Consider the following 24,817-nt stretch of genomic DNA (forward strand, 5'->3'; position numbering starts at 1 on the left):
TAAGATGATTAACATAAACGAAATATATGTAAAGCCAACATTTAGTTTAAAGACGGCGCTAAAGAAATTGGATGAGACGGCGCAGGGTGTACTGTTTCTGGTCGATGAAAAAGAACGCTTTATCAGAACCATTACCGATGGGGATATCAGAAGACTGTTATTGAAAGGTTTTACTCTGGACTCTTTTCTTTCTGAATTGCCAGAGCTTGTTTCAAAGTACCTTCCTGCCTCAGCCAGTATTCAAGATGCCTATGAACTCATGAACGAGTTCGAACTGGATCACCTTCCCTTGCTGGATGAGGAGGGTAAACCTGTGCGCTTAATTCATCGAAAGGATTTCTCGGCCAATATTTTTCTTTCTGCGCCCCACATGGGTGAATATGAGCAGCAATATGTGCAGGAAGCATTTGATACAAACTGGGTTGCTCCCCTAGGACCCAATGTCGATTCTTTTGAAAAGGAAGTTGCAGAATTCATCAATATAAAATCAGCAGTTGCCCTAAGCTCAGGAACCGCAGCAATCCATTTGGCTTTAGTATTATTAGATGTCAAACCTGGTGATGTGGTATTTGCATCAAGCTTTACTTTTGTAGCAACGGTAAATCCCATCCTCTACCAGGGGGCAACCCCGGTGTTTATCGACTCGGATTTGGAAACCTGGAATATGTCCCCTGCTGCCTTGGAGAGGGCTTTACAGGATGCAAAAAGAAATAACAAGTTGCCTAAGGCGGTTATCATTGTCAATTTGTACGGCCAAAGTGCTAATTATGAGGCCCTATGCCGATTATGTAATGATTATAATGTACCTATAGTTGAAGATGCTGCTGAATCTTTAGGGGCAACCTACAATAACAAATTCAGTGGTACTTTCGGCAAACTTGGCATTTTTTCATTTAATGGCAATAAAATTATCACCACCTCCGGAGGAGGAATGCTGGTGTCGGAAGATGAGCAGCTCATCAACAAAGCCCGTTTTTTAGCAACCCAGGCCCGTGATCCGGCTCCTTATTATGAGCATAGTGTGATTGGGTATAATTACCGAATGAGTAATATTCTCGCAGGTATAGGTCGAGGACAACTCAAAGTACTGCAAAAAAGGATTAATTCAAGAAGAGAAATTTTCGATCAGTATAAAGAAGCTTTTAAAACGAAACCCTTTATAGAAATGATGCCAGAGATCGCTAATGGTTTTAGTACCCGTTGGTTATCTACAATGTTTATCAAATCCGAGCGTGCGGCAATTCGCCCAGCACACATCATTGAACAGTTAAAGCAGCACAACATTGAGGCCAGAAGAACATGGAAACCCATGCACAGACAGCCGCTATTTGCAGGCAGTGTATATTACCCTCATCATGAACACTTTAGCGTTTCAGATTACTTGTTTGAGCAGGGGATTTGTCTGCCTTCGGGTTCTAATTTAAATTCGAGCGATATTGACCGGGTTATTGATTGTTTAAATAAAATTTTTGATCGTGACCTGAGTTGCTGTGAGGCGCTTTAATCTTAGGTCATGTCAATTTGGCATCAGGTTTTAAGTATGAAAAAAATTGTGGTTATAGGATTGGGGAGTATCGGTAAACGGCATATAAACAATCTAAGAAAGATATTGCCCACCGCTCAAATTTGGGGGGTATCTTCAAGTGGCTCCCTTCCAGATGGCCGTGTGGCAAACGCTGATAGATTGAGTGTTTGCCTGCAAGAGGCCATCGAGTTTAAACCTGATTTTGCGGTAGTGGCCTCTCCCGCAACCTATCATTTCCCGCATGCAAAAATGTTGCTCGCAGCCAATATTCCTGTATTGATTGAAAAGCCTATCACCGCCGATATTCATGAAACAGAAGAATTAATTGCTTTAGTGCAACAAGCGAATTTGCCGGTAAGCGTCGCTTATTGTTTGCGCTATTTACCAGCAGCCAGAATGGTCAAAACCGTACTGGAGCAAAAAAAATTAGGTACTATCTATAATGTTTATGCCCATGTAGGTCAATATCTTCCTCAGTGGCGTAATGATAAACATTACCGTTCCTCCGTATCCGCTTCTAAAAAGTTAGGTGGGGGAGCCCTACTGGAATTGAGTCATGAGCTTGATTATCTGCACTGGTTTTTGGGGGAGCTCAATTATCAATATGGAATGCTTCGCAACACCCAGGAATTGGATTTGGAAGTTGAAGAAATTGCAGATATTGTTTTAACTGCCAACTCCGGAGCGTTATGTTCTGTTCATATGGATTTTCTGCAAAAAAATGCACAACGGCATTGCCATTTTGTAGGAGAGAAAGGTTCTCTTTATTGGGATGTATTAAAAAATAATATTTTGCTGTTCCAGGATAATCGGGAGGAAATTATTTTTAATGAACCCTCATGGGATAAAAACAACATGTATCTTTTGATGCTTCAGGATTTTATCGAGAGAATTGAAAAGGGTGATGGGAAAAATGACTTACGCTCTGCCCAACGCACCATTGAGCTGATTGATGAAATTAAGTCCAAGGCAACTTGGGGGACAAGACAATGATCAACCATGCTTTTATTTTTGCTCGTGGTGGTTCAAAAGGTTTACCACGAAAAAATATAAAATTACTGGCGGGAAAACCTTTGATTGAATATTCAATAGATGTCGCAAGACAAACCCCTGCCATTACTCATATCTTTGTTTCAACAGATGATGCAGAAATTGCCGCGGTTGCAAACCAAGCGGGTGCTACCGTTATCCACAGACCCAAAGAACTTGCAACCGATACATGTCCTGAATGGTTAGCCTGGCGGCATGCAGTCGACTATGTAACTGCTCATTATGGAGCATTTGATCTGTTTATCAGTCTTCCACCGACCAGCCCTTTAAGAGCGGTTCAAGATGTTGAAGGGGCGGTGAATTTGTTTAATACTTCCCAAGCAGATGTGTGTATTTCTGTTACTCCAGCAAATCGTAATCCATTTTTTAATATGGTTAAAAAAACTCCACAAGGATATCTGGAGTTGGTGAATCACTCTGGAACCAATTATTCCCGTCGCCAGGAAGTTCCCCAAATTTTTGATGTGACTACTGTAGTTTATGTGACAAGGCCTGAATTCATCAGATCTAAATCAACTTTATTTGAAGGGGAAGTAATAGGTATTGAGGTACCGAAAGTGCGTGCTATTGATATTGATGATATTTACGATTTCATGTTAGCAGAAGCAATTATTAACTCTAAAGAGACTCAAGCAAAATGCTAAAAAATAAAAAAATTCTCATTGCTGGTGCAGGAGGACTGTTAGGTTCGCATACAGTAAATGCTTTGCTAGACCAAAACGCAACCGTGATTGCCGCAGATATTGATCCAGTTAGGATGAAAGAGCAACTACAGAATCAAGATATCGATATTAATAATGCACGACTGTCTTTAATGCAACTTGATATCACTAGTGAAGAAGAGGTAATTCATTTCTTTGAAAAAGTAGAGGGATTAGATGGGGCTGTGAATTGCACTTATCCGCGCAATAAAAATTATGGGTCTCATTTTTTTGATGTGCGCTTAAAAGATTTTAATGAAAATTTATCCTTACATTTGGGCTCAGCATTTTTATTTACTCAGCAATGTGCTGCTTATTTTATACGAAATAAGACCCCTTTTTCTTTGGTAAACCTTGCTTCAATTTACGGAGTGGTTGCTCCCCGATTTGATATTTATGCCCATACAACAATGACTATGCCGGTAGAATATGCAGCCATTAAATCAGCAATAATTCATCTCAACAAATATGCCGTTAAATATGTTTCAGACAGTAATTTCCGTGTGAATAGTGTAAGCCCGGGAGGAATTTTTGATCATCAACCCGAACCCTTTTTAAAAGCATATAAACACCATACGTTGGGCAAGGGTATGCTCGAGCTAAATGATATATCAGGAGCGATATCCTTTTTACTTTCAGAAAATTCAAGATATATCAATGGACAAAACCTTATTGTAGATGATGGGTTTAGCTTGTAGGCGGGCAAGCGAGAAGGTTAGGGCGAACTTTGATGCACAGGGCATCAAAGTTCTGATTTTTACGATTCTACGTACAGTTCCCGGCTTTATGAGGACATACTATTTTCATTAAATCAGTAAAACGGCTATCAAATAGAGAACTTCCTTGCAATCGGATCATGCTATCGGTGTAGCCATAGGAGGTCACTCCAATAACTGCATTTCGATAGGAATTGTATCCGCCGACTTGCCCTACAGCCCCCGCTCCAAAGTTCTGGATCCAGGGACCCCCGCTTGAACCGCCCCCCATGTCGGAGCCATATTCCGCATTATTGGGTGCGACAATCCTGACACTTTGTGACGTTACCTGATGCATTTTTTCACAATTATCCAAATTACAAGGGTAGCCTATCAGATGGGCATGATTTGCAACAGGGGAAGGAGTAAGCCACGCTAAAAGGCCAGTTACGGCACCAATACGGGTTGTTACCCCATTAATGACCTTGTCAGCCATTTCAATCATGGCATAATCTGCAGAATTAGGAACGTCGCCGGCACCAACAATCCAAGCATTTGAGGCGCGTACATAACTCCATGTCCAGGCTCCAAAAGGAGCAACACCATCCCGATAAGCCGGCACAAACAGGAAGTTAGTAAAGTATCCTGCATTTCCTCCAAAACCTGCATGCACGCAGTGTCCTGCAGTCAATACAATTCTTTGGCGAATGGTTGACGCAGAGCAAACAAAATCTCCTTCGCCGGGAATCGTGAAGAACAGTTTGCCAATCGCTTTATAGGGATATTGTAAGTCTGCTGTTAAGGGAATCAGGCGCGAACTCGTATAGTTTGCTCCTGATTTACCTCTATCAAAAAACTCCTGCCTTTGTGGTATTTGTTTCTCCTTTAATTGAAGGAGGCTTTGCGGGATCAGGACTTCGGGAGTTGGATGAATCGTCTCATCCGGAGGCTGGCCCTCCTGATACTCAGGTTTTGTATTTAAATTATTTATTTGAATTTCTTCATGTTGATTAGGCTGGATCTGAGGGAGAGGCATTTCTTTGGCATTATTTAAGCGCTCAGGCGTCCAGTAGTTTAAAATAGCATTGTGGGATTGGTTATTTTCTACGCCGGTATTTTCTTCAGCCGCGAACACTGGGAAAACACCCAATGAAAGCAAAACAAAAGAACATAATTTAAGCATTTTCTTCATAAAAAAATCCTTTTTTTTATAAGTCACACCATGAATTGGATTTGTGTCAGATCTTTTTCAATTAATCCTAAAAAAATGTGCCGGAATTATTTATAGCCTTAACCCTGCTACAATGGTTTTAAATGAAAAGATAATTTGATATATTGCCTGACACTCAATTAAATCATAAAGGAATGGGTGTTATCAATGGAAAAAATCAAATCTCCAAAACCTATTGAAATTAATAATTTTATCCAGGACTCCGATAAGCTTGAGGTAAAATATGGTTTACCCAGGAATGTCGAATTCTGCAAGCTGTGTGTTATATCAAATCAACGACCTAATTCCGCTGTAGAATATGAGCATAAAAAAGAATCAAAAAAATCCACCATTAATTTTGATGAAGAAGGCATTTGTGACGCATGCAGAGTTGCTGAGCGCAAGAAAACTACAATTAATTGGGAGGATAGAGAAAAACAATTAAAAGAATTATGCGATCGCTTTCGAAGTAAAGATGGCTCCTATGATTGTATTGTTCCTGGCTCTGGCGGTAAAGACAGCTTTTATGCAGCTCACATCCTGAAGTACAAATATGGGATGCACCCCTTAACGGTAACCTGGGCTCCTCATATGTACACTCCATGGGGGTGGCGTAATTTCCAATCTTGGATGCATGCCGGGTTTGACAATTATTTATTCACACCCAATGGCCGCGTGCATCGCTTGTTGACGCGCCTGGCGGTGGAAAATTTATTTCATCCTTTCCAGCCTTTTATGATTGGTCAGAAGGCATTTGCGCCCAAGATGGCATTATTGAATAAGATTAAATTAGTTTTTTATGGGGAAAATGAAGCGGAGTACGGTAACCCCATTGCTGATAGTGAGTCCGCAAGAAGAGACTGGAGCTATTTTTCTGCTGAGGATAAAACAAAAATTTTCTTAGGCGGTACCTCCGTTGCTGATCTGAAAAATGATTTTGGTTTAACAGATAATGACCTGGAAGCTTATCTTCCTGCTAATCCTCAACAAATCAAGGAGCAGGAAATAGATGTCCATTACCTGGGATACTATCTTAAATGGCATCCGCAGAGTTGTTATTATTATTCAGTAGAACATGGTGGTTTTGAGGCTTCGCCTGAAAGAACGCCTGGAACTTACAGCAAATACAACAGTATCGATGACAAGATTGATGATTTTCATTACTTCACAACCATGGTCAAATTTGGTATCGGCCGGGCAACTTATGATGCTTCCCAGGAAATTCGCTCAGGTGATATAAATCGCGAAGAAGGTGTTGCATTGGTTAAACGCTTTGATACTGAGTTTCCGGAGCGTTTTGCTGAAGAGATTTTCAAATACTTAAGTATCAACCCCAATGAGTTCCCTACAGCGTCTAAAATGTTTGAACAACCTATTATCGATAAAGCTTATTTTATGGCCCTTGCCGACAGCTTCCGCTCACCTCATTTATGGAAGTATGAGAACGGCCAATGGTTACTTCGTCATCAAGTACACAATCTTGAACAGACCGAAGCCCATTATTTGGAGATGGTTTAGATGGGTAACGTTCGTTTGATAGCGCGTCTTGATATCAAAGGAGCAAACCTGATTAAGGGGGTACATCTCGAGGGATTAAGAGTCATAGGCAATCCAAATGCGTTTGCCATGCATTATTATGCTACCGGTGCAGATGAACTCTTATACATGGATGCAGTTGCCAGTTTGTATGGACGTAATAATTTATCGGAAATTGTTAAGGCGACTGCAAAAAATGTGTTTATCCCTATAACAGTAGGCGGAGGGATCCGCACCATTGAGGACGTGAAACATTTATTGCGCAGCGGGGCTGATAAAGTGGCAATTAATACTGCAGCCACTAAAAACCCCTCATTGATTACTGAGGTCTCTCGTCGCTTTGGTTCGCAATGTATGGTTTTATCTATTGAAGCAAAAAAAACAGGTCCTCAATCCTGGGAAGCCATGACTGATAACGGTCGAGAACATACCGGTATGGATGTGATTGATTGGGCCCGCAGAGGGCAGGAACTTGGTGCAGGAGAAATTTTACTTACCTCTATTGATCAAGAGGGTACCCGCAAAGGTTTTGATATTGATCTGGTAAGGCAGGTTTCCAATGCAGTAACAATCCCTGTTATTGCAAGTGGCGGAATGGGAAAAATCGAAGATTTGCTATCCGTAGTTACCGCAGGCCAAGCAGATGCAGTGGCTATGGCGGATGTATTGCACTACAAACGTTATGCTATTCCGGATATAAAAAAAGCAGCGTTGACTAATGATATTCATGTGAGATGCATATGACCACAGTTTCAATTATAGATTACGGTATTGGAAATTTGCTTAGTGTGGTTCGTGCTTTTGAATACTTTCAGGTCAAAGTTCGTATTGCAGAAACTCCGGAAGATATCCTTGCCGCTGAGCGACTGGTCTTGCCAGGGGTAGGTGCTTTTGCTGATGGAATGAAAGGGTTGGCGGATTTATCTTTTATTGAACCCATAAAACGTTTTGTACAACAAGGAAAGCCATTTTTAGGAATTTGCCTGGGCATGCAGATGATGTTAAGCCACAGTAATGAGTTTGGTAATCAGACAGGCTTGGACTTGATTCAGGGTAATGTAATCCCGATCCCGCCTTGTGATCCTCAGGGTGTTCCTCACAAAATTCCCCATATTGGATGGAATAAATTATTTGCTACGGAACAGGGTTCTGCGTGGGAGCAGACCATTTTAAAAAATATTGAAAAAGAGGCTGCGGTTTATTTCGTTCACTCCTACATGGCAGTACCCCAATGTCCCTCTAAACGTTTAGCAGACACCTTTTATAATGGACAGGCTATTAGTGCGGTAATTCATCACGAGAATATTTATGGGTGTCAGTTTCATCCCGAAAAAAGTGGTGTAATTGGTTTAAGAATAATCGAGCAATTTATGGAATTATAAGGGGATTTTTTCCTGACATGTTAATTAAAACTTTTAAAAAGCTTCAGTTCTGGATGAAAGCCGATCGGATTGGACCTGATATTCCAATCAGTCATTGGAAGCTCTATTTTAATAGCAGCATGTTAAAGTTTTGCAAAAAAAAGTTTAAATATTTTCATCAAACTGCTTCATTTAGACCAGGTGCTTATGCGGTAGCCTGTTCCAAAATTTCCTTAGGTGCACATGTCACGATAAGACCTGGAACCATGCTGCATGGCGACCCACGCGATAACGGAGCAGAAATAATCATAGAAGATTATGTTTTGATTGGTTCTGGTGTGCATATTTATGTAGATAATCATAGTTTTGAAGACGTCTCCCGCCCTATTATGGAGCAGGGATGGCGCCCCTCTAAACCGGTCAGGGTAAAAGAAGGCGCATGGATTGGAGCTAATGCCATCATTTTACCGGGGGTGACTATTGGTAAAAATGCTGTTATTGGTGCCGGTAGTGTAGTGACCCAAGACATTCCTGATTTTTCTGTAGCTGTAGGCGTTCCGGCTCGAGTTATAAAAAACACGATGATGGAGGCCCAAAATGATTTTCTTTCAAAAGTACAAGCATAGAAAAATCCAGGTGAACAGTAGAGGAATAATGGAGGTTTTTAAGTGAAGTTTTTAAAAGTTTTAAATGTGTTAAATCCTCTTTTATACTATTATAAATACAGTTATAGGCATCGATTTCCCTCTGATCCCTATAAGCAAATCACCAAGTTGACGCAAAATTTTCAGAAAAAAGAAGAGTTGAAAAAAAAAGTTTTGATCGTCCCTTTTCGCGTCTCGCCAGTATCTAATTTATTTGAAGGGAATTGCTCGTTAATTTTAAAGTCCAGAGGCTATCATGTTGATGCTTTGATGTGTGGGCAATCAGTGGGCTATTGTGACCAGATTGATTTTTCTTTAAGTAAGAATTTGAGGTGTAACCTCTGCTTTTATGAGCAACAAAAATTTATAAAGGCTTATGGAGTTCAGGGCATCTTTATTGAAAAGTATGTTTCGTCTGATGAGAAAAAAAGAATCAGGGATGAAATAGAGACCATGAACTTAAATGAGATAAATGAGCATTTCTCTTATAAAGGGGTTCCCGTATATCGTTCCCTTTCTTCTGCGGTGATGCTTTATTTTAAAAGTGCTGATTTTTCCTTGCAGGACAATACGAAAGAATTAAAAGGATTTCTGGAAACAATTTTCCTTATCATAACAGCACTGGAAAACTATTTTAGTGAAAATAAAGTGGAGTTTGTTTTACTTTCCCATGGAGTTTATTCTACCTGGGGAACAGTACAGGAATATTGTTTAAGCCGAGGTATTAAATTTGTTACCTGGGGAAGAGAGTACCATGGGGCAGGAGTTATAGCTGCTCATAATGCTTCTTATCTTAGCGAACCCCTTCATGAAAGTCCTAGCGAATGGATAAACAAACCCCTATCTGCAAAACAAAGAGCTGAAATCACAGAATATTTACAAGCGAAGGTAGGTATTGGAGGCAAGCGCTTTGATTATGTGAGCTATTACGCTGACAGTCAAAAATCAGTATCCAAAGAAGAAATTTACAGCCAACTGAATATTAAATCCGACAAGCCTATTGTTGCATTATTATCCAGCATCCCTTGGGATGGACAGACTTTCAGGCCGAATATATTTTTTGATGATATTAATGCCTGGGTCTATGAAACTATCGACTGGTTTGCAAAAAGAAACGATTGTATTTTGATTATAAGAGCCCACCCTGCGGAAAAACATGCAGATGGCGGCAATGGCGGTGGATTATTTGAAGTACTGGAAAAGAGATATGGCAGTGTTTTACCCGAAAATATAATTTTTGTACCTCCAGAAAGCAAAATCAGAAGTATTTCTATAGCTTCAATCTCTTGTGCAGCCCTGCTGTATGGGTCAACGATTGGTTATGAAACTACTTTTTTAAAAATCCCGACGATTTTAGCGTCTGAATTTTTTTATACAAATAAGGGAATAACCTTTGATCCTAAAACAAAAGAAGACTATTTTGCTCTAATCACTGCTGCGATTGAGGGCAATCTACAAGTAGATGCAGAACGATTTGAGCGTCTCTTGCAATACGCCTATCATTATCAATTCAGAAGAATAATGCCTGAGACCCTGATGGATTTGAATGGTTTAAATTTTATAAAGTATAAGTACACTGAGTTAAAGGACTTTGTAAATGATGAGGTGATTAATAAATTCATCGATAAGTGCATTACAGGGGAAAAATTTTATTTCGACGATTGTTATGACTAAAACGTTACGTGCTTTAATTAGCAATTCGCATGTAAAGAAGTTTATTGGTTTTTCCACTGCGTCATTTATAGGAATTTTACTTACTTATTTTGCGACTTTTTTTTTAAACAGGACCTTATCCAAGGAAGAGATGGGTAGTTATAGTTATGTTTTCAATTTGCTAAATTTAATCTACCCCATAATTTCTCTTAGTACCTCGAGTGGTTATGTACGCTTCATTAATACTTATAAAAATGATTTACTTATCCATTATGTTAAAAAATTTTCTTTAATTTCCACCCTGTTTTTTTGTTTCATTATCGCCCTCTGGTTTTCTAATTATTATTACCTGGCTTTTGCGTCCATTATCCTTTATCAAGAACGTTTGGTTCTTGCCAGGGCAAAGTTGGAAATCCTGAAATATAATTTTCTGAATATAATTCAGAAGATATTATTTTTGTTATTTTTATTTTATGAAAGAAAAAATATATCTGCAGAAACAGCATTATTTTTCCTTGGGATGTCCTATTTTATTTCCTATTTAATGGCATTCCTATGGAAGGAAAATACTTTTTCCAGTGAGTCATCGGAAACCGAAATGGATAAAACCGTGTTTTTGAAATTTTGTGCGGTGACCATGTTAACGGTGATTGTTCATTGGATGCTTACTGTATCGGATCAAGTGATCATTAAATATTATTATGGATATGAGGCTTTAGCACCTTATGCGGTAGCTTATCGTATAGTAACCATACTGAGTTTGGTTTCCGGAATTTTTCTGTCTTATTATCCCAGTGTCTATTTTAAAGAAATTGCCACAAAAAAAGTGATGGAAGTATTATTATTGCGAAAATATTTTGTATTGATTCTAATCCTCGCTACGGCAGGAGTACTAATTTTTAAGAATAGCGTCTATCTTGTTTTAGGCGCAGCAAACTATATCAGTGAAAGCGGATATTTTCTTCCTTTATTATTGGGAGAAATGTGCCGGATTGTGGCTTCGGTATTGATGACTTACCTAACGTTTAAGTTACAACAAATCTATATTTTAATCTCCATGTTTACTATTGCTGTTTTGAATATCGTTTTAAATATAATCCTTGTCCCCTATTGGGGGCCGTTGGCGGCAGCATATTGTACGCTGATATGTTTTATTTTATATCTTGGGGTGTCCTTTCTGGTCTCGTATATCCCCGAGCGACGTTATATAATGACGGAAGTTTTAGGTTGATATTCGTTTTGTGACTAAATTTAAGAGGTACGTTCTTTAATGAAGGAATTAATGAAAGAAGCAGGGACAATAGAGGGCTATTATTCCAACTTAAAAGAGTTTATGAAACAAAATAAAATCGACTATAAAATATTAGCCGAAGAAGATTTAAATTTTTCCCAGTCCGATATTGATATAGTAGTTAGAAGATGTCAGGATTTGGAAAAAATAAAAGAATTTACATTAAACTCTGCAATTCGAACAATTATCAAAATTAATAATAAGCATCATTTTTATTTTATTGTTATTGATAAGGAGAATATTCACGCGTTTGATTTCAGTGTGGGATTGGTTTCGAACGTGGGCGTGGTTTGCAGTGGCGATTATTTTTTTCAGAGCAGTGAAAACGGTGTTAATTTTAAAGAAAATTACCGTTTTTTAAAAAATGCTGTAAAGAATAACCCCTCTTATTTCATCATCAAAGAAAATAAAAAATCAGTTTTCTTGCGAATTTCCCTTTATTTCAAAAAAGTAAGCAAATACCTGCGTACGCTTTTTATGAAAAATACCCAGGGCATCTGTCTGGTTTTGCTTGGAGCTGATGGGAGCGGTAAAAGTACTGTATCTGAATTTATTCAACGCAATCTCTCCATAGACAGGAAATTATTCCAATTAAAAAAAATATATTTCAAGCCCAATGTATTTAAAATTAAACCCGACAAAAAATTTACCACTGTCAATATTCCGCACAGTCATGGCAGTTATTCATCTTTTCTCTCGGTATGTAAAGTAGTGTATGTATTTTTAAATTATCTCTTTTATATACCCATGTGGTTCTTCCGAAAGAAAAACGGCCATCTTATTCTTTTTGACAGACATTTCTATGACATGCTCATTGACCCGCAAAGATACCGTATAAATAAAGCAGGTTTAAGGCTAGCCCAATTATTATCCAAATTGATACCTAAGCCTGAAGCTGTGATCGTTCTAACTTCCGATGTGTCTCAACTTTCAGCAAGAAAGCCAGGAGAGGTCCCTGAAGAATTACTGACTGTTTTAAACAAAAGTTATAAAAACTTCTCATTAAAAAATGTAAACGTATGTCATATCGATAATGATGGCTCAGTAAAAGATTTAACAGAAAAAGTGTTCACTACTGTATTAAGAAGTATCCCAACATGAATTATTTTTCAAGGATTGAAAAAGAGGGGTTGAGCATTTCAAGAAATAACACTCCTAATGCAATAGCCCTACCCTCAATTCACAAGGCGAAGTATTTAATTAGCCTCGAAGGGAAAAACGTGTTTTTTTCCGGCTTGAATATGTTAAGTTCCCGCAGCTTTAAAGCCGTTTTTGCAAAAAAAATACTTTCAGTGCTCTACCGGATGGGATTAATTAAATATTTATGCAAGTCTCATTTAATTAATATAGATAAAAATAGTGCCTTATTGAGTTTTGTTAACCAATCATATAGAGAGTTGGGAGGGGTTAATATTTATTTGGGGACAGCAAAAACCGAAAATTTTTCCCTTACCTTGCAAGTTCTCAACCACAATAAAGAATATTATTTGAGATATCCTGTCAGTGATTCCGCAAAAAAACATGCAGCTAACGAGTTAAATAATATAAATTATCTTCAAACTAGAGGCATTAATGCTATTCAACGATTAGATAAAGTCATCCAAGTTGAAGAAAACAAATTATATGCTTACGAAGGCATACCTAGTTCGAAAACTAAAAGTGACTTTTGCGGGCGTAAAATAAAACTGTTGCAAGAATTAACGGGTCCTGATTATGAAATGGTTAAAGAAAATAGTTCTTTTCAGGAATTGAATGGGTTAATCAAAAACATGCTGGTGCAATCAGAAGGGGTTTGGGATCATTTGAGAGATATCTATGAACAAATTGTAGGGATAATCTCATCTTTTTTCATAAGGAAAGCTTTTTTTCACGGTGATTTTTCCCCTGATAATATTTTGATATCAGGTAAGCAATCCTATCTCATCGACTTTGAGTATTCATGTATTGATTTTTTTGCCTGTTTTGATCTATTTCATTACTTTTATAAAGCAAAAAATTTTCATCGAAAAAAAATAACTTTGGAAGATTTAAAAATAGTTGATACCCATGTAAAAAAAGTATACGAAAGCTATCCTTTTTTTGATAACTTCCAGAAAGATAAGTTTGCAATGCTTAAATACCTTTATATTTTCTATTTATTCATTCTTCTTAAAAGATATATAGTGGATGAAAAAATAAATATTCATAACGAAGTTATTAATAACCTTGTGCATAGCATTCAAAGCTTATTTTTTGAAAATGCCCTAATAGAAAAGGTGAAATAATAAAACAAAGAAATATTCTCAAGATGCATTATCCAGTGTTTGCGTGTATCTTTAGCAGGATTTGCTTTTAAAGAATTTGAGCGGTTTTGTTCTAAGTCATTCTTGCCTATGGAGCTGGAATAAAGATCAAAATTGACTCACGAGCCAGGAAGATAAAATGGGTGAGGTACGTTTTTCTAGAAGATTTATTCATTCCATGCTTGCTCCTTATGTTATAGCCATGGGAACGGTGTTAAATGTAGTGTTTTTGAAGTTTGCTGTTTCCTATGTTTATCTGGTTCTTTTATTATTTTTTTCTACTTTTTTATTAGTTGATTGTGGAATAAATTTCCATAAGGTAAAAAGTTCGTTTTTAATATACTCTGCCGGAGTTATTTTTGTATTTTTTTTAAGCGTTCTCGGAGCACAGGATTTCTCCGCCACTGCACTATTTGCGCGTGGATTATTCATTTATCTGTTATTTCCATTTTATTGGTGTATTTATTTCATGCATTTTGATGAGCATGACTTTTGGACGGTGGCGAATAAATTTATAAAAACAATGGGGGTGGTTATCGCTGTTTGTGGAATCATTCAATATTTTTACTCCAAAACCTTATTTGGTTTATATGATGATTCCTGGTCCAAGAATTTTCTGTACTCCTCACAACTTAATGATTATAAATTGCTGTTCAGAGCAAATTCACTGTTGGGAAGTTCACAGATTTATTCCCTGTTTATGGCGTTTTCCACAATATACTATTCTGAAACCACCGCATTGAATCGTGCCGAAAGTTTAAATCCATTCAATATTAATAATATTTTATTGCTATTATTTTTTACAGCAGGCTTATTGTCTGGAGCAAAATCCTTTTTATTTCTTTTGGCTATTTTTTACACTCTAAAATATTTTAAGTTGGAGCATTTGATTAAAATTGTTTTCGGTTTTCTGTTTATTTTTATAGCTCTGGAAGTTTTGTCAAATACAGAGTTGTTAAAATACAGAGTGATTAGCAGGGTAGCTGATTTTTCCAACATAGTTAATGAGGAAACAGCGCAATCAGGACGTATGGCAATCTACAAATCCTTGCTGGCACAATCAGTTGAGGATGAAACACTTTTTCTAGGCTCCGGGCCTGGTTCTCATATGACTTTTTCTGATTTGGATAAAAACAGTGAGCATACAGTAGCTGAATCCTACTTATTGCAAATATATGTTGAATTAGGGATTATAGTTTTTTTATTATTCTTGGTTTTTATCTTTTCCTCATTTAGTGTAAGACAGAAAAATACAAGAACACAGATTTTAAAAAAAATTCTTATAATTGAAATTGTATCCATGTCTTTTGTTCATGGCTTTAATTCTCCGGCAATGTTTTTATTTTGGGGGCCTTTCTTAATGCCATTAACGAGACCTGAATTCTATTTAACTAACTGACTTGAACAATGAAAATTTTATTAAACTGCTCTACCTTGATAAAGGGAGGTGCTTTACAAGTAGCAGCTTCAGTTTTAGAAGATGCAATAAAAGATACGGAAATAACCTGGTATTTTGCGGTTACCCAGACTTTATTTTCTAAATTTTCGGAACTATTAGCTGAGCCTTATGAGAATAATCGAGTCATTATATTAGATAGAAGCCCTGCTCGCAGCCTGGAGATGCGTAAACAGCTTCAGCATACAGTGAAACAGCAACATTTTAGTGCGGTATTCACTCTTTTTGGTCCGGCTTATGTGGATTTTCCCGTCCCCCATTTATGTGGGATTGCTGATGGGTGGGTAACTCATTCTAATAAAACTGCGTATCAATTACTCAATACTGCAAAAGATAAGATCCGCACTTATTTATTATGCAATTACAAGTTGTGGTGGTACAAAAAGGCGGACAGGTGGTGTGTTGAGGCACAAGTTGCTAAAGATGGCTTCTTATCCAAAACGAAGACTAACCCTGATTTCGTGACTGTTATTCCTAATGCCGTGAATCAAGCCATACAGAAATATGTGACGGTACCTATTGAAAGAACTTTAGGGGAGTCAATTAATATTTTTTGTTTGGGGGCTGATTATTGGCATAAAAATTATCAGATCATCCCGAAAATTTTGACGCAAATTAATGGTAAAACCAATAAAAAAGTTAATTTTATTGTCACCTTGCCGGCAACATCCCCCGTATATTTAAACCTGATAGAGAAGGCAAAAAAAGCCCAGGTTGAGGAGAGTATCATTAATTTGGGGCCCTTAGGTTTGGATGAGGTAGTTCATGCCTACCAGAAATATGATATTTTATTTTTCCCGAGTGTATTGGAGACCTTCAGCATAACCCCACTTGAAGCTTTATACATGAATATGCCGATGATTATTTCCAATATACCTGCGAACAAGCAAGTTATGGGGGACTGCGCCATTTACGTTGATCCTCTGAAGAGCGAAGAAATTGCTGAAAAATTAATAGGACTCATTTTAAATTACGATCATGAAGTAAAGCGGCTTCATGAGTTAAAAGCGCAAAATTATTTTGAAAAGTTTTCCACCTCGTTAAAGCGGTTTAAAACGTATAAAAGAATTTTAAAGACAATGGTAGATTAATTTATAAGTAAAAAAAGTGTAGTATTCATTTTAATTTATAATCCAGGGGAGCCGGGAAGCTAATTTATGAATGTATATTGGGATGTTCAACAAAATATGATGCAAAATCAATCAACCTGGTTGATAACAGGTGTTGCAGGCTTTATTGGTTCCAATCTGTTAGAAGCATTATTAAGGCTTAATCAAAAGATTATTGGATTAGATAATTTTTGCACGGGAACGAAGTCAAATTTGGAAGAGGTAGCCCGAAAATTTCCCCAGCAATTTCAGGCCAATTTTAAATTGATTGAAGGCGATATTTGCTCGGCTGAAGATTGTGAGCGAGTGATGGATGGCGTCGATTTTATCCTGCACCATGCTGCGGCAGTCAGTGTGCCATTATCCATCCAGTTTCCTGAGCATACCAATGCAGTCAATGTCTCAGGTTTTATAAATATCCTCAATGCCGCGAAAAAAGCGGGGGTGAAAAGGCTGGTTTATGCCTCCTCGAGCGCAGTATATGGTGATTCACCAATAGCAAAAAAAAATGAAGGCTGCGGCCTTGCCCCCTTATCCCCTTATGCAGTATCAAAATATGCAAACGAGTTGTATGCCAAAAGCTTTGGGGTTTGTCTGGGATTAGAAGCAATTGGTCTTCGCTATTTTAATATTTATGGTCCAAAACAAAACCCAAAAGGTGAATATGCCGCAGTCATTCCTTTATGGATTGATTCAATTTTAAAAGGCAAGCCGGTATATGTCTTTGGGGATGGTAGCAGTTGCCGCGATTTTTGTTATATAGATGATGTAGTTCAGGCCAATTTACTCGCGGCTTTAACCACAAAATCATCGGCATTGAATCAAGTATACAATATTGGATGTGGTATGGAGATAACTTTAACCCAGTTATTAAACTACCTGCAAGAAACGATGGAAGAGAAATTCGAGGTAACCTATCAAGAGTTTAGAACAGGAGATATTAAGATTTCATCTGCTGATATTTCGAGTGCCATGCGTAACTTGGGATTTGTCCCAGCTACTCCGCCTAAAGAAGGATTAATCAAAACCATAAATTATTATAAAGAACAAAATAAGTCATTCGAACTTCGAGCTGAGGAGAAAAGGGTTCTGGAATCCGCATCATAATTTCAGGAGGTCCCATTTCCTATTTTTTATCGTCTGAATTGGATTTTTTAAATGCTTTTTAATGATCCGGTATTTATTTTCCTGTTTTTACCCATAGTGTTTTTTCTTTATTTTTTTCTTAATCATTTACGCCTTCCAGTTTTAAGTAAGGTGTGGCTCGTTTTATCTTCTTTATTTTTTTATGGGTATTGGAATTTTTCCTACTTGTTTTTGATCATTATTTCCATGACGGTCAATTTTTCTGTCAGCTTGTTATTCCAAAAAGAACGTATCGGTTCACGAATAAAAAAGAGCCTGTTAATAGGTACAATATTATTGAATATACTCGCGCTAAGCTATTTCAAGTATGTGGACTTTTTCATCCATAATCTCAACTTGATTTTTAATGGCCATTTCTCATTTTTGCAGCCGGTTTTACCCTTGGCAATCAGTTTTTATACCTTCCAACAAATTGCTTATTTAATCGATAATTATCGCGATGGGGTGAGTGAACACAGTTTTTTAAATTACTGCTTGTTTGTAACTTTTTTCCCGCATTTGATAGCGGGACCTATTACGCACCATAAAGAGATGATGCCTCAGTTTGCCAACTTTAGAAATATGTTTTTCAATTATAATAATGTAATTCTGGGGCTGTTTGTCTTTTCCATTGGATTATTTAAAAAAGTATATATTGCCGATTCGTTCGCACTATGGGCTAATGCCGGATTCAATGCCCCTCAGGCATTAACCTTTTTAGATGCCTGGATGGCTAGTTTAAGTTATACCTTTCAGCTTTATTATGATTTTTCCGGATACTCTGACATGGCCATAGGCTGTGGTCTATTATTTAATATCCGCTTGCCGATGAATTTTAACTCCCCTTATAAAGCCACAAACATTCAAGATTTTTGGCGTCGTTGGCATATGACACTATCGCGATGGCTCCGTGATTATATTTATATACCTTTGGGTGGGAACCGTCTGGGTCCTTCCAAGACTTATTTAAACCTATTTATTACGTTCCTAATCGGGGGAATTTGGCACGGAGCAAATTGGACCTTTATTGTTTGGGGGGCTATGCATGGAGCAGCTTTACTGGTTCATCGGCTCTGGCAATCTTTTCATTTCAGGCTACCGACACTGGCGGCCTGGTTTTGCACTTTTTTATTTATAAACAGTACCTGGGTAGTGTTTAGAGCCGATAATATTAATTCCGCATTGCAGATATTAAGAATCATGTTTGGGGGAGCTGAGATTAACTGGACTACCAATTTGTTGCAGGACAGCTGGAGTAGCTTTGCAGTGGCTTTGCAACAGATAGACACATTTTTAAGTTCTCCAAGTATTCTATTCCACGGCCTCACCTTTGGTTTATTAACATTCCTGGGAATAAATTCCATGCAATTGGCTGGCTATACTGAATTTTTATATTCCTTCAAATTTAATAGAAGTGCTTATTTTGCTTTATTTTCTGCTTTATTAATTGCGGTAAGCATCTATTGCTTATTAATAGTTAGTGGAGAATCAGAGTTTCTATATTTCAATTTTTGATGAGCTTTTATCTTGAATTTTTTATCTAAAAAATTAAAGCCTGAAAAATACCTGGGATTATTTATCCTGGGCTTTATTGTATTTTCTTTATTTTACCTGCCCTATCTTCTTTTTTTAAAAGGGATGGGAGAATACAAATCCATACCTGATATCGTAGAGCAACAGTTAGCGGCAATTAAACACCATAAAAAAGTTATTTACGGCTCAGGTATCCGTCCCATGAATTATTTTTATAAAAAGGAGCTCATGGAACATATTCATCCGCAAATTATTGCCTGGGGCTCCTCCCGGGTGATGCAGTTTAGACAAAAAATGTTTTTATCCAAATTTGTTAATTTGGGTGGGATGATGACCTCATTGGATGCGGGACTGCGTTCTTACAAGGACATTATAAGGGCTAAACCGAAGCTGGTTCTTTTGGGTATCGATTTTTGGTGGTTTAATGAGAATTTTCAAAATAAAAATTATAAAGAAACAATAGCCCCCAAGCTTTACAAGCCAAAATCCAGTGATCTGCTAACTGTCAGAGACTGGTTAAAAAATGGAAAACTTACTTATACGGATTTTTTAAAAGGAGTGCTTCAATTTCCCAATAAGGGCATTGGAGTATCCGGCATACTTCATGAAGAGGGGTTTGGCCCCGATGGTTCCTATTATTATACCGGGATTATTACAGGACAGAAGCAACATCATGATATTGGTTTTGCAGATACCTTATTGCGCATAAAAACAGGAGAAAGACGGTTTCAGTATGGAGAAACATTAAGTAAGGCCCACTTCAAAGAGTTTATGTTTTTATTAGATGAGTTCCAGCGTCAGCATATTGAGGTTATTTTATTTTTTCCTCCTCTTGCAGCAGCGTCAAATCGAATGATAAATCACTTGAGTGAGAAATACTCCTACATACCTCAGTTGAAAAAGGCTTTGAAGGCTGCCGGATATCATTATTATGATTATTCTGAACCAGGGCTAATTCAAAGTTCTGACTGTGAGTTTATTGATGGTTTTCATGGTGGCGACGTGACGTACGCGCGAATTCTCAAAGATCTGGCAAAGCAAGAGCCCGAATTGGCAAAATATGTGGATATGAATTTTTTGGAAAAAAGCATTGCCCAATACAGTGGATTTGCTTATATACCTGATGGGCAATTCATACCTGGGGAAATAGATTTTTTGGAAATAGGGTGTTCCAAAGGTAATCCCCAAAAAACTACAGCCTAGTTGTAGAATACCTCTGTGCTAAATGGCCAAATAAAGAAATCGCCCAGTTGTCATTTATCTTGCGGGTTCATATGTAAGCGAACTTGGAGATAAGAATCCCAGCTCATGCTAATGCTGCCCAAATGGGTTGCTGCCAGTTAAGAATTGTTGCTGATTTTTTCGGCAAATGTGGCTTATACATGATCTAAAGATCAGGCTTTTCATCGGTTTCTGTCAATAGTTTTTTTTTTATGATAAATTTGCATTTTATTTTTTATTAGGATGTATATGCTCAAGGTAATGACCATTCTAGGCACACGACCTGAATTGATTAAGATGTCTCGCGTCATTGCAGAGTTTGATAAATATACTCGCCATATTTTGGTGCATACGGGCCAGAATTTTGATTATGAATTGAACCAGATTTTCTTTGATGATTTGGAAATCCGTAAACCCGATTATTTTCTTGAAGCTATAGGGGATACCGCATCCCAGGCTATCGCGCGAATCATTGAAAAGGCAGATGAAGTCCTAGAAATAGAAAAACCTGATGCTGTGCTTCTTTATGGGGATACTAATTCCTGCCTGGCAGTCATACCTGCCAAACGTCGTAAGATACCGGTATTTCATATGGAAGCGGGTAACCGCTGTTTTGACCAACGTGTTCCAGAAGAATTAAATCGCAAAATTCTTGATCACTTAAGTGATATTAATCTGGTCTTGTCGGAACATGCCCGCCAATACCTCATCAAGGAAGGGATTCCAGCAGAACGAGTGATTAAAACAGGTTCTCATATGCAGGAAGTTCTGGCACATTTCATGCCAAAGATCCTATCGTCAAGGATACTGGAACAACTCAATCTGCAGTCACAGCGTTATTTTTTAATCAGTAACCATCGGGAAGAAAATGTAGATGTTCCAGCCAATCTGCAGGATTTACTGGATACATTATGTGCTTTAGCGCAAGAATATGATATGCCCGTTATTGTTTCAACTCACCCAAGAACACGTAAGCGTCTGGAAAGTCTTAATGTGGGCGAATTGGATCCACGGATTCAGTTTTTAAAGCCTTTTGGATTTCTGGATTATGTTAAATTACAAATGGAAGCTTTTTGTATCTTATCGGATAGCGGTACGATTACAGAGGAAGCTTCTCTCTTAAATCTTCCGGCGGTAACGATCCGCAATACCCATGAGCGTCCTGAAGGGATGGATGAAACCACATTAATTATGTGCGGGCTTAAGTCTTCGAGTGTCCTCAATAGCGTACGTATCGTAGTTTCCCAGCATAACCGGACTTCCCGGACTTTTAAAGTGGTTTCCGACTATGAAGGGGGATGCGTGTCGAAAAAAATGGTTCGCATTGTGACGAGCTATGTTGATTATGTTAATCGAGAAGTCTGGTCAAAATAGGATAAGCATTGTTTGAATTTAATTGCCTTTCTTGGTAAGACTGCACCTTATTTTTTAGTGAAAAGCAGAATTCGAATAGTCTGAAAATTTCATGAAAATTTATAATAAATTATTAAAGACATCGATTTTATCTGGATTATCAACCCTCGTTAAAATTTTAACGGGGATGTTAACTCTAAAAATAGTGGCGTTGTATACTGGACCTGAAGGAATTGCCATCCTGGGGCAATTCATGGGGCTAGTCAATATCCTCGCTGTGATTGCCGGTGGCGGCATCACCTTGGGGGTTATCAAATATGTGGCCGAATATGCCAGCACCCAAGATTTTAGCGAGTTTCTGTCAACGACAACCGTTTATACCTTATTTTTCTCTTTGGGCACTATGGTGCTCGGATTGGTTTATAGCCAGAATTTGGCGAACTGGATTTTAGGTTCTGCTCAGTTCACCTATCTTATCTCGTGGATGGCGGTAGCTCAGTTTTTTATAGCCATGCATTTATTAATATGCTCAATCCTCAATGGACTCGGACAAATCCGTTTGCAAGTGGCTATTACCATCATGAGTAGCGTGCTCAGTCTAATAATGGTATGTGCAGGAGCATATTATTATCAATTAAAAGGGACTTTATTTTCGTTTGTTTTAGCCCAGGTTCTTGCTCTTGCAATTTCATTGGCGTGTGTTTATCGTCATGAGTGGTTTAACCTTTTATTTGCCTGGAAGGCGCGAAGAAAGTATTGGATAAATTTAATACGTTATTCATTGATGACCACAGTCAGTACCCTTACCATGCCTGTTGCACAAATTATCGTTCGTAATGATTTGGATGTACTTTTTGGTTGGAATGCTGTTGGTTATTGGCAATCGGTAGTGCGCCTTTCTGACGCCTATTTGCTTTTTGTTACCACTGCATTGACGGCTTATTATTTACCTCGTTTATCAGAATTACAAACATCGGCTGATATAAAAAAGGAAATAGCGCACGCTTATCGGGTATTAATCCCGCTGATTGGCATGATATTAATCCTTATCTACCTGTGTCGAAATATTATTGTAGCTCTCCTCTATAGCAAAGCTTTTTCCCCAGCAACCCATTTATTTGGATTTCAGCTGTTCGGGGATTTTTTCCGGGTTGCGAGCTGGTTATTTACTTATTTGTTGCTTGCTAAGGCCTGGACAAAAACCTATGTTACTACCGAAATTATTTTGAGCATCATCTTTATTTGTTTTAGCCACTTATTTGCTCGCAGTTATGGATTGACAGGAGTGACCTACGCTTTTGCCCTTACTTATTTTATCTATTGGCTGATGATGGGAGGGGTGACGTTGTTTTATTTTAAACGGCAAAACAGACATTATAAACTTACAGCCCTCCCCAGCATCAGTGCCTAGAGCGTGACTCATTCGGTCTATAAGCTACCATACCGCTTCAGGGGGGGGATAGGGGGTGTATCGGCGATACACCCAAAGAGGGTTAATTTCTAGGATTGAAAATTTCCAATAGGCTGAGTAAGACGCTGTGGATGTAATTGCCTATGTAACAGGAATTTCAGCAATGCGAGCCCCCCAAGGAAGACAACCAGCTCGATAATAAAATAAGCAAGGGTTACTGGAAAATTGAGCTGTACGAACAGATAGGCCAAGGCAACGCCAATGGCTGCATTAACTCCCTCGTTTCTCAGGAAAATATTGGCAAGATGCTCAAGGAAATATCCCGTGAAATATAATAAAGCCAATCCCAAAGCTACCATGAGTAAACTTCCGCTATAATAAAAAAATGCGATCGGACCTGGAATAGTCATAAATACAAAATTCTTGTATTTTTGATAAGATGAGTTCGACATTTTTTGATAAATTGCATCATTGCCGCGGGCCGGGTTTTCAAAGAGAGCCGTGCGGAACAGGTTCATTCCCAGTTGATTTGTTGCACTGGAAACTGCTAAAACCCCTTCAAGGCCGATCCAGCGATTAACAATCAGTTTATTAAATTGATACAGACTGTGAGTCCAAAAGGTCTGTTTCACCCGCCCCACATACTTAATCTTTATATAGCTGGGTCTTATTTTATTAGGTATGGTTTGCGCGGGTTTGGCACCAGGTTCTTTTAACTGTGCATGTAAAAAATTGTGATAACGCTCGGTAAATACAAATAATAAAGTAGCTAAAAATAACGCTGCGGCGATAAAAACCATCTTTATCCATTCATTTTTAGTAAATCTTCTGTCAAAAGGACTTACCTTATAGAAGTAGAGTATAAAGGGCACGGCCGTATATAAGATAATCTGCACGCGGCTACACATGGAAATTGAAGTAAGTGCCCCAAGCAAGCTTAATAAATAAAACATCCAGCAGGGCTTTAATTTTCCATCCTTAATTAACCAAAAAGCCAAGGCAGAAATGAGAATGGCATTTCCCCAGGCAACCATAAATGCAATGATCATATACAGAGGGCTGGGAAGTTTAATTAAAGGTTCGGTGCCAATTTTCAAAATGGAAAAGTAATAATTAAAAAATAACAAAGCTGCAGCACTGGCAAAGCTCAGAATAAGCAAAGGCAGTAAATAAGATGAGCTTTTAAAGGATTGGCTGGGGAGCCTAATTTTTTTAGTAAACAGGGTGCTAAGCCAAAAGCAGGCAAGTAAGGTCGCAAACGCAGCAATGAGTATCAAAAGAGCTGCGTTCCATTTTGAGGGTGAATAATTAAACTGCCCGGTGGGTTCAATAAAATTAATATAAAAAAGAAAATGCAAAATGACTTTTAGCCAACAACCCAGTATTAAAAAGGAGAGGAAAAATAAAGAAAAATAGCCATTTCTCTTTTTGTAAAGAGAAAACACCATTACCGAGGCCAGGAGTCCGTAAATTATAAACAGGACTTTGGAACCGGTATAAAATACTGAGGCGAGTACCGTTAAGATAGGGGGTAATATCAGGAAAAATCTTGTGAATAAGTGAGAGGCATTAAGGTTCAGCAAATAATTCATAGCATGTTCCATATTATTTTAAAAATGATGACCGAGAGAGTCATTTTAAGATTCAGCTTTAACCTACTC

Annotated in this window: 21 protein-coding genes; 19 read left to right on the top strand and 2 right to left on the bottom strand. The window is 38.0% G+C overall.

Going from position 1 to position 24,817, the window contains the following annotated elements; genetic code table 11:
* Positions 1–4: 4 nt before the first annotated feature.
* The 4 genes from KYQ_RS00820 to KYQ_RS00835 are packed head-to-tail and all read left to right on the top strand — an operon-like array spanning position 5 to position 3,974.
* Entirely contained in the window at positions 5–1,504 is a 1,500-nt protein-coding gene (locus KYQ_RS00820) for an aminotransferase class I/II-fold pyridoxal phosphate-dependent enzyme (protein WP_010652322.1), read from the top strand.
* 36 nt (positions 1,505–1,540) lie between these two features.
* On the top strand, positions 1,541–2,518 hold the full coding sequence (locus KYQ_RS00825; RefSeq protein ID WP_010652323.1) for a Gfo/Idh/MocA family protein: 978 nt from the start codon (positions 1,541–1,543) through the stop codon (positions 2,516–2,518).
* Entirely contained in the window at positions 2,515–3,219 is a 705-nt protein-coding gene (locus KYQ_RS00830; protein WP_010652324.1) for an acylneuraminate cytidylyltransferase family protein, read from the top strand. Before KYQ_RS00825 ends, KYQ_RS00830 begins: the two co-directional genes overlap by 4 nt.
* Positions 3,213–3,974 carry an oxidoreductase gene (locus KYQ_RS00835; protein ID WP_010652325.1) on the top strand — a complete coding sequence of 254 codons (762 nt, stop codon included), beginning with the start codon at positions 3,213–3,215 and terminating at the stop codon, positions 3,972–3,974. Before KYQ_RS00830 ends, KYQ_RS00835 begins: the two co-directional genes overlap by 7 nt.
* Before the next feature lie 67 nt (positions 3,975–4,041).
* Here KYQ_RS00835 and KYQ_RS00840 read toward each other — a convergent pair whose 3' ends face one another.
* Complete coding sequence (locus KYQ_RS00840; RefSeq protein WP_010652326.1) at positions 4,042–5,163, bottom strand: trypsin-like serine peptidase; 1,122 nt, start codon at positions 5,161–5,163, stop codon at positions 4,042–4,044.
* Positions 5,164–5,349: 186 nt separating this feature from the next.
* On the opposite strand from KYQ_RS00840, the gene KYQ_RS00845 reads away from it, so the two are divergent.
* The 15 genes from KYQ_RS00845 to KYQ_RS00915 all read left to right on the top strand — a co-directional run bounded on the left by KYQ_RS00845 (position 5,350) and on the right by KYQ_RS00915 (position 23,156).
* On the top strand, positions 5,350–6,699 hold the full coding sequence (locus KYQ_RS00845; RefSeq protein WP_010652327.1) for an N-acetyl sugar amidotransferase: 1,350 nt from the start codon (positions 5,350–5,352) through the stop codon (positions 6,697–6,699).
* Positions 6,700–7,461, top strand: coding sequence for an imidazole glycerol phosphate synthase subunit HisF (gene hisF, locus KYQ_RS00850; protein WP_010652328.1), 762 nt, complete (start codon positions 6,700–6,702; stop codon positions 7,459–7,461).
* A complete protein-coding gene (gene hisH, locus KYQ_RS00855) occupies positions 7,458–8,099 on the top strand; it encodes an imidazole glycerol phosphate synthase subunit HisH (RefSeq protein WP_010652329.1) in 642 nt (213 codons plus the stop codon). Before hisF ends, hisH begins: the two co-directional genes overlap by 4 nt.
* Before the next feature lie 17 nt (positions 8,100–8,116).
* Complete coding sequence (locus KYQ_RS00860; RefSeq protein WP_010652330.1) at positions 8,117–8,704, top strand: acyltransferase; 588 nt, start codon at positions 8,117–8,119, stop codon at positions 8,702–8,704.
* Positions 8,705–8,746: 42 nt separating this feature from the next.
* On the top strand, positions 8,747–10,396 hold the full coding sequence (locus KYQ_RS00865) for a hypothetical protein (protein WP_010652331.1): 1,650 nt from the start codon (positions 8,747–8,749) through the stop codon (positions 10,394–10,396).
* The gene (locus KYQ_RS00870; protein ID WP_010652332.1) at positions 10,389–11,606 is read left to right on the top strand and encodes a lipopolysaccharide biosynthesis protein; all 1,218 of its coding nucleotides are present in this window, start codon (positions 10,389–10,391) and stop codon (positions 11,604–11,606) included. Before KYQ_RS00865 ends, KYQ_RS00870 begins: the two co-directional genes overlap by 8 nt.
* 39 nt (positions 11,607–11,645) lie before the next feature.
* Positions 11,646–12,767 carry a thymidylate kinase-like protein gene (locus KYQ_RS00875; RefSeq protein ID WP_010652333.1) on the top strand — a complete coding sequence of 374 codons (1,122 nt, stop codon included), beginning with the start codon at positions 11,646–11,648 and terminating at the stop codon, positions 12,765–12,767.
* A gap of 140 nt (positions 12,768–12,907) precedes the next feature.
* Entirely contained in the window at positions 12,908–13,930 is a 1,023-nt protein-coding gene (locus KYQ_RS00880; RefSeq protein WP_231294633.1) for a phosphotransferase family protein, read from the top strand.
* A 157-nt stretch (positions 13,931–14,087) separates the two neighbouring features.
* Complete coding sequence (locus KYQ_RS00885; RefSeq protein ID WP_019349457.1) at positions 14,088–15,347, top strand: O-antigen ligase family protein; 1,260 nt, start codon at positions 14,088–14,090, stop codon at positions 15,345–15,347.
* Between the two features lie 8 nt (positions 15,348–15,355).
* Positions 15,356–16,495 carry a glycosyltransferase gene (locus KYQ_RS00890; RefSeq protein WP_010652336.1) on the top strand — a complete coding sequence of 380 codons (1,140 nt, stop codon included), beginning with the start codon at positions 15,356–15,358 and terminating at the stop codon, positions 16,493–16,495.
* A 66-nt stretch (positions 16,496–16,561) separates the two neighbouring features.
* Positions 16,562–17,620, top strand: coding sequence for an NAD-dependent epimerase/dehydratase family protein (locus tag KYQ_RS00895; protein WP_010652337.1), 1,059 nt, complete (start codon positions 16,562–16,564; stop codon positions 17,618–17,620).
* 51 nt (positions 17,621–17,671) lie between these two features.
* Positions 17,672–19,153: an MBOAT family O-acyltransferase gene (locus tag KYQ_RS00900; protein WP_010652338.1), complete on the top strand. Its 1,482-nt coding sequence runs from the start codon at positions 17,672–17,674 to the stop codon at positions 19,151–19,153.
* A 12-nt stretch (positions 19,154–19,165) separates the two neighbouring features.
* Entirely contained in the window at positions 19,166–20,374 is a 1,209-nt protein-coding gene (locus KYQ_RS00905) for a hypothetical protein (RefSeq protein WP_010652339.1), read from the top strand.
* A gap of 267 nt (positions 20,375–20,641) precedes the next feature.
* Positions 20,642–21,766: a non-hydrolyzing UDP-N-acetylglucosamine 2-epimerase gene (wecB, locus tag KYQ_RS00910; protein ID WP_010652340.1), complete on the top strand. Its 1,125-nt coding sequence runs from the start codon at positions 20,642–20,644 to the stop codon at positions 21,764–21,766.
* 91 nt (positions 21,767–21,857) lie between these two features.
* Positions 21,858–23,156 (top strand): O-antigen translocase, encoded by a 1,299-nt coding sequence (locus tag KYQ_RS00915; protein ID WP_019349458.1) that lies wholly within the window; start codon positions 21,858–21,860, stop codon positions 23,154–23,156.
* A gap of 89 nt (positions 23,157–23,245) precedes the next feature.
* On the opposite strand, the gene KYQ_RS00920 is transcribed toward KYQ_RS00915, so the two are convergent.
* Positions 23,246–24,748 (bottom strand): hypothetical protein, encoded by a 1,503-nt coding sequence (locus KYQ_RS00920; RefSeq protein ID WP_010652342.1) that lies wholly within the window; start codon positions 24,746–24,748, stop codon positions 23,246–23,248.
* Between the last annotated feature and the right edge of the window lie 69 nt (positions 24,749–24,817).

It is taken from the genome of Fluoribacter dumoffii NY 23 (genome assembly GCF_000236165.1).
GTDB lineage: Bacteria > Pseudomonadota > Gammaproteobacteria > Legionellales > Legionellaceae > Legionella > Legionella dumoffii.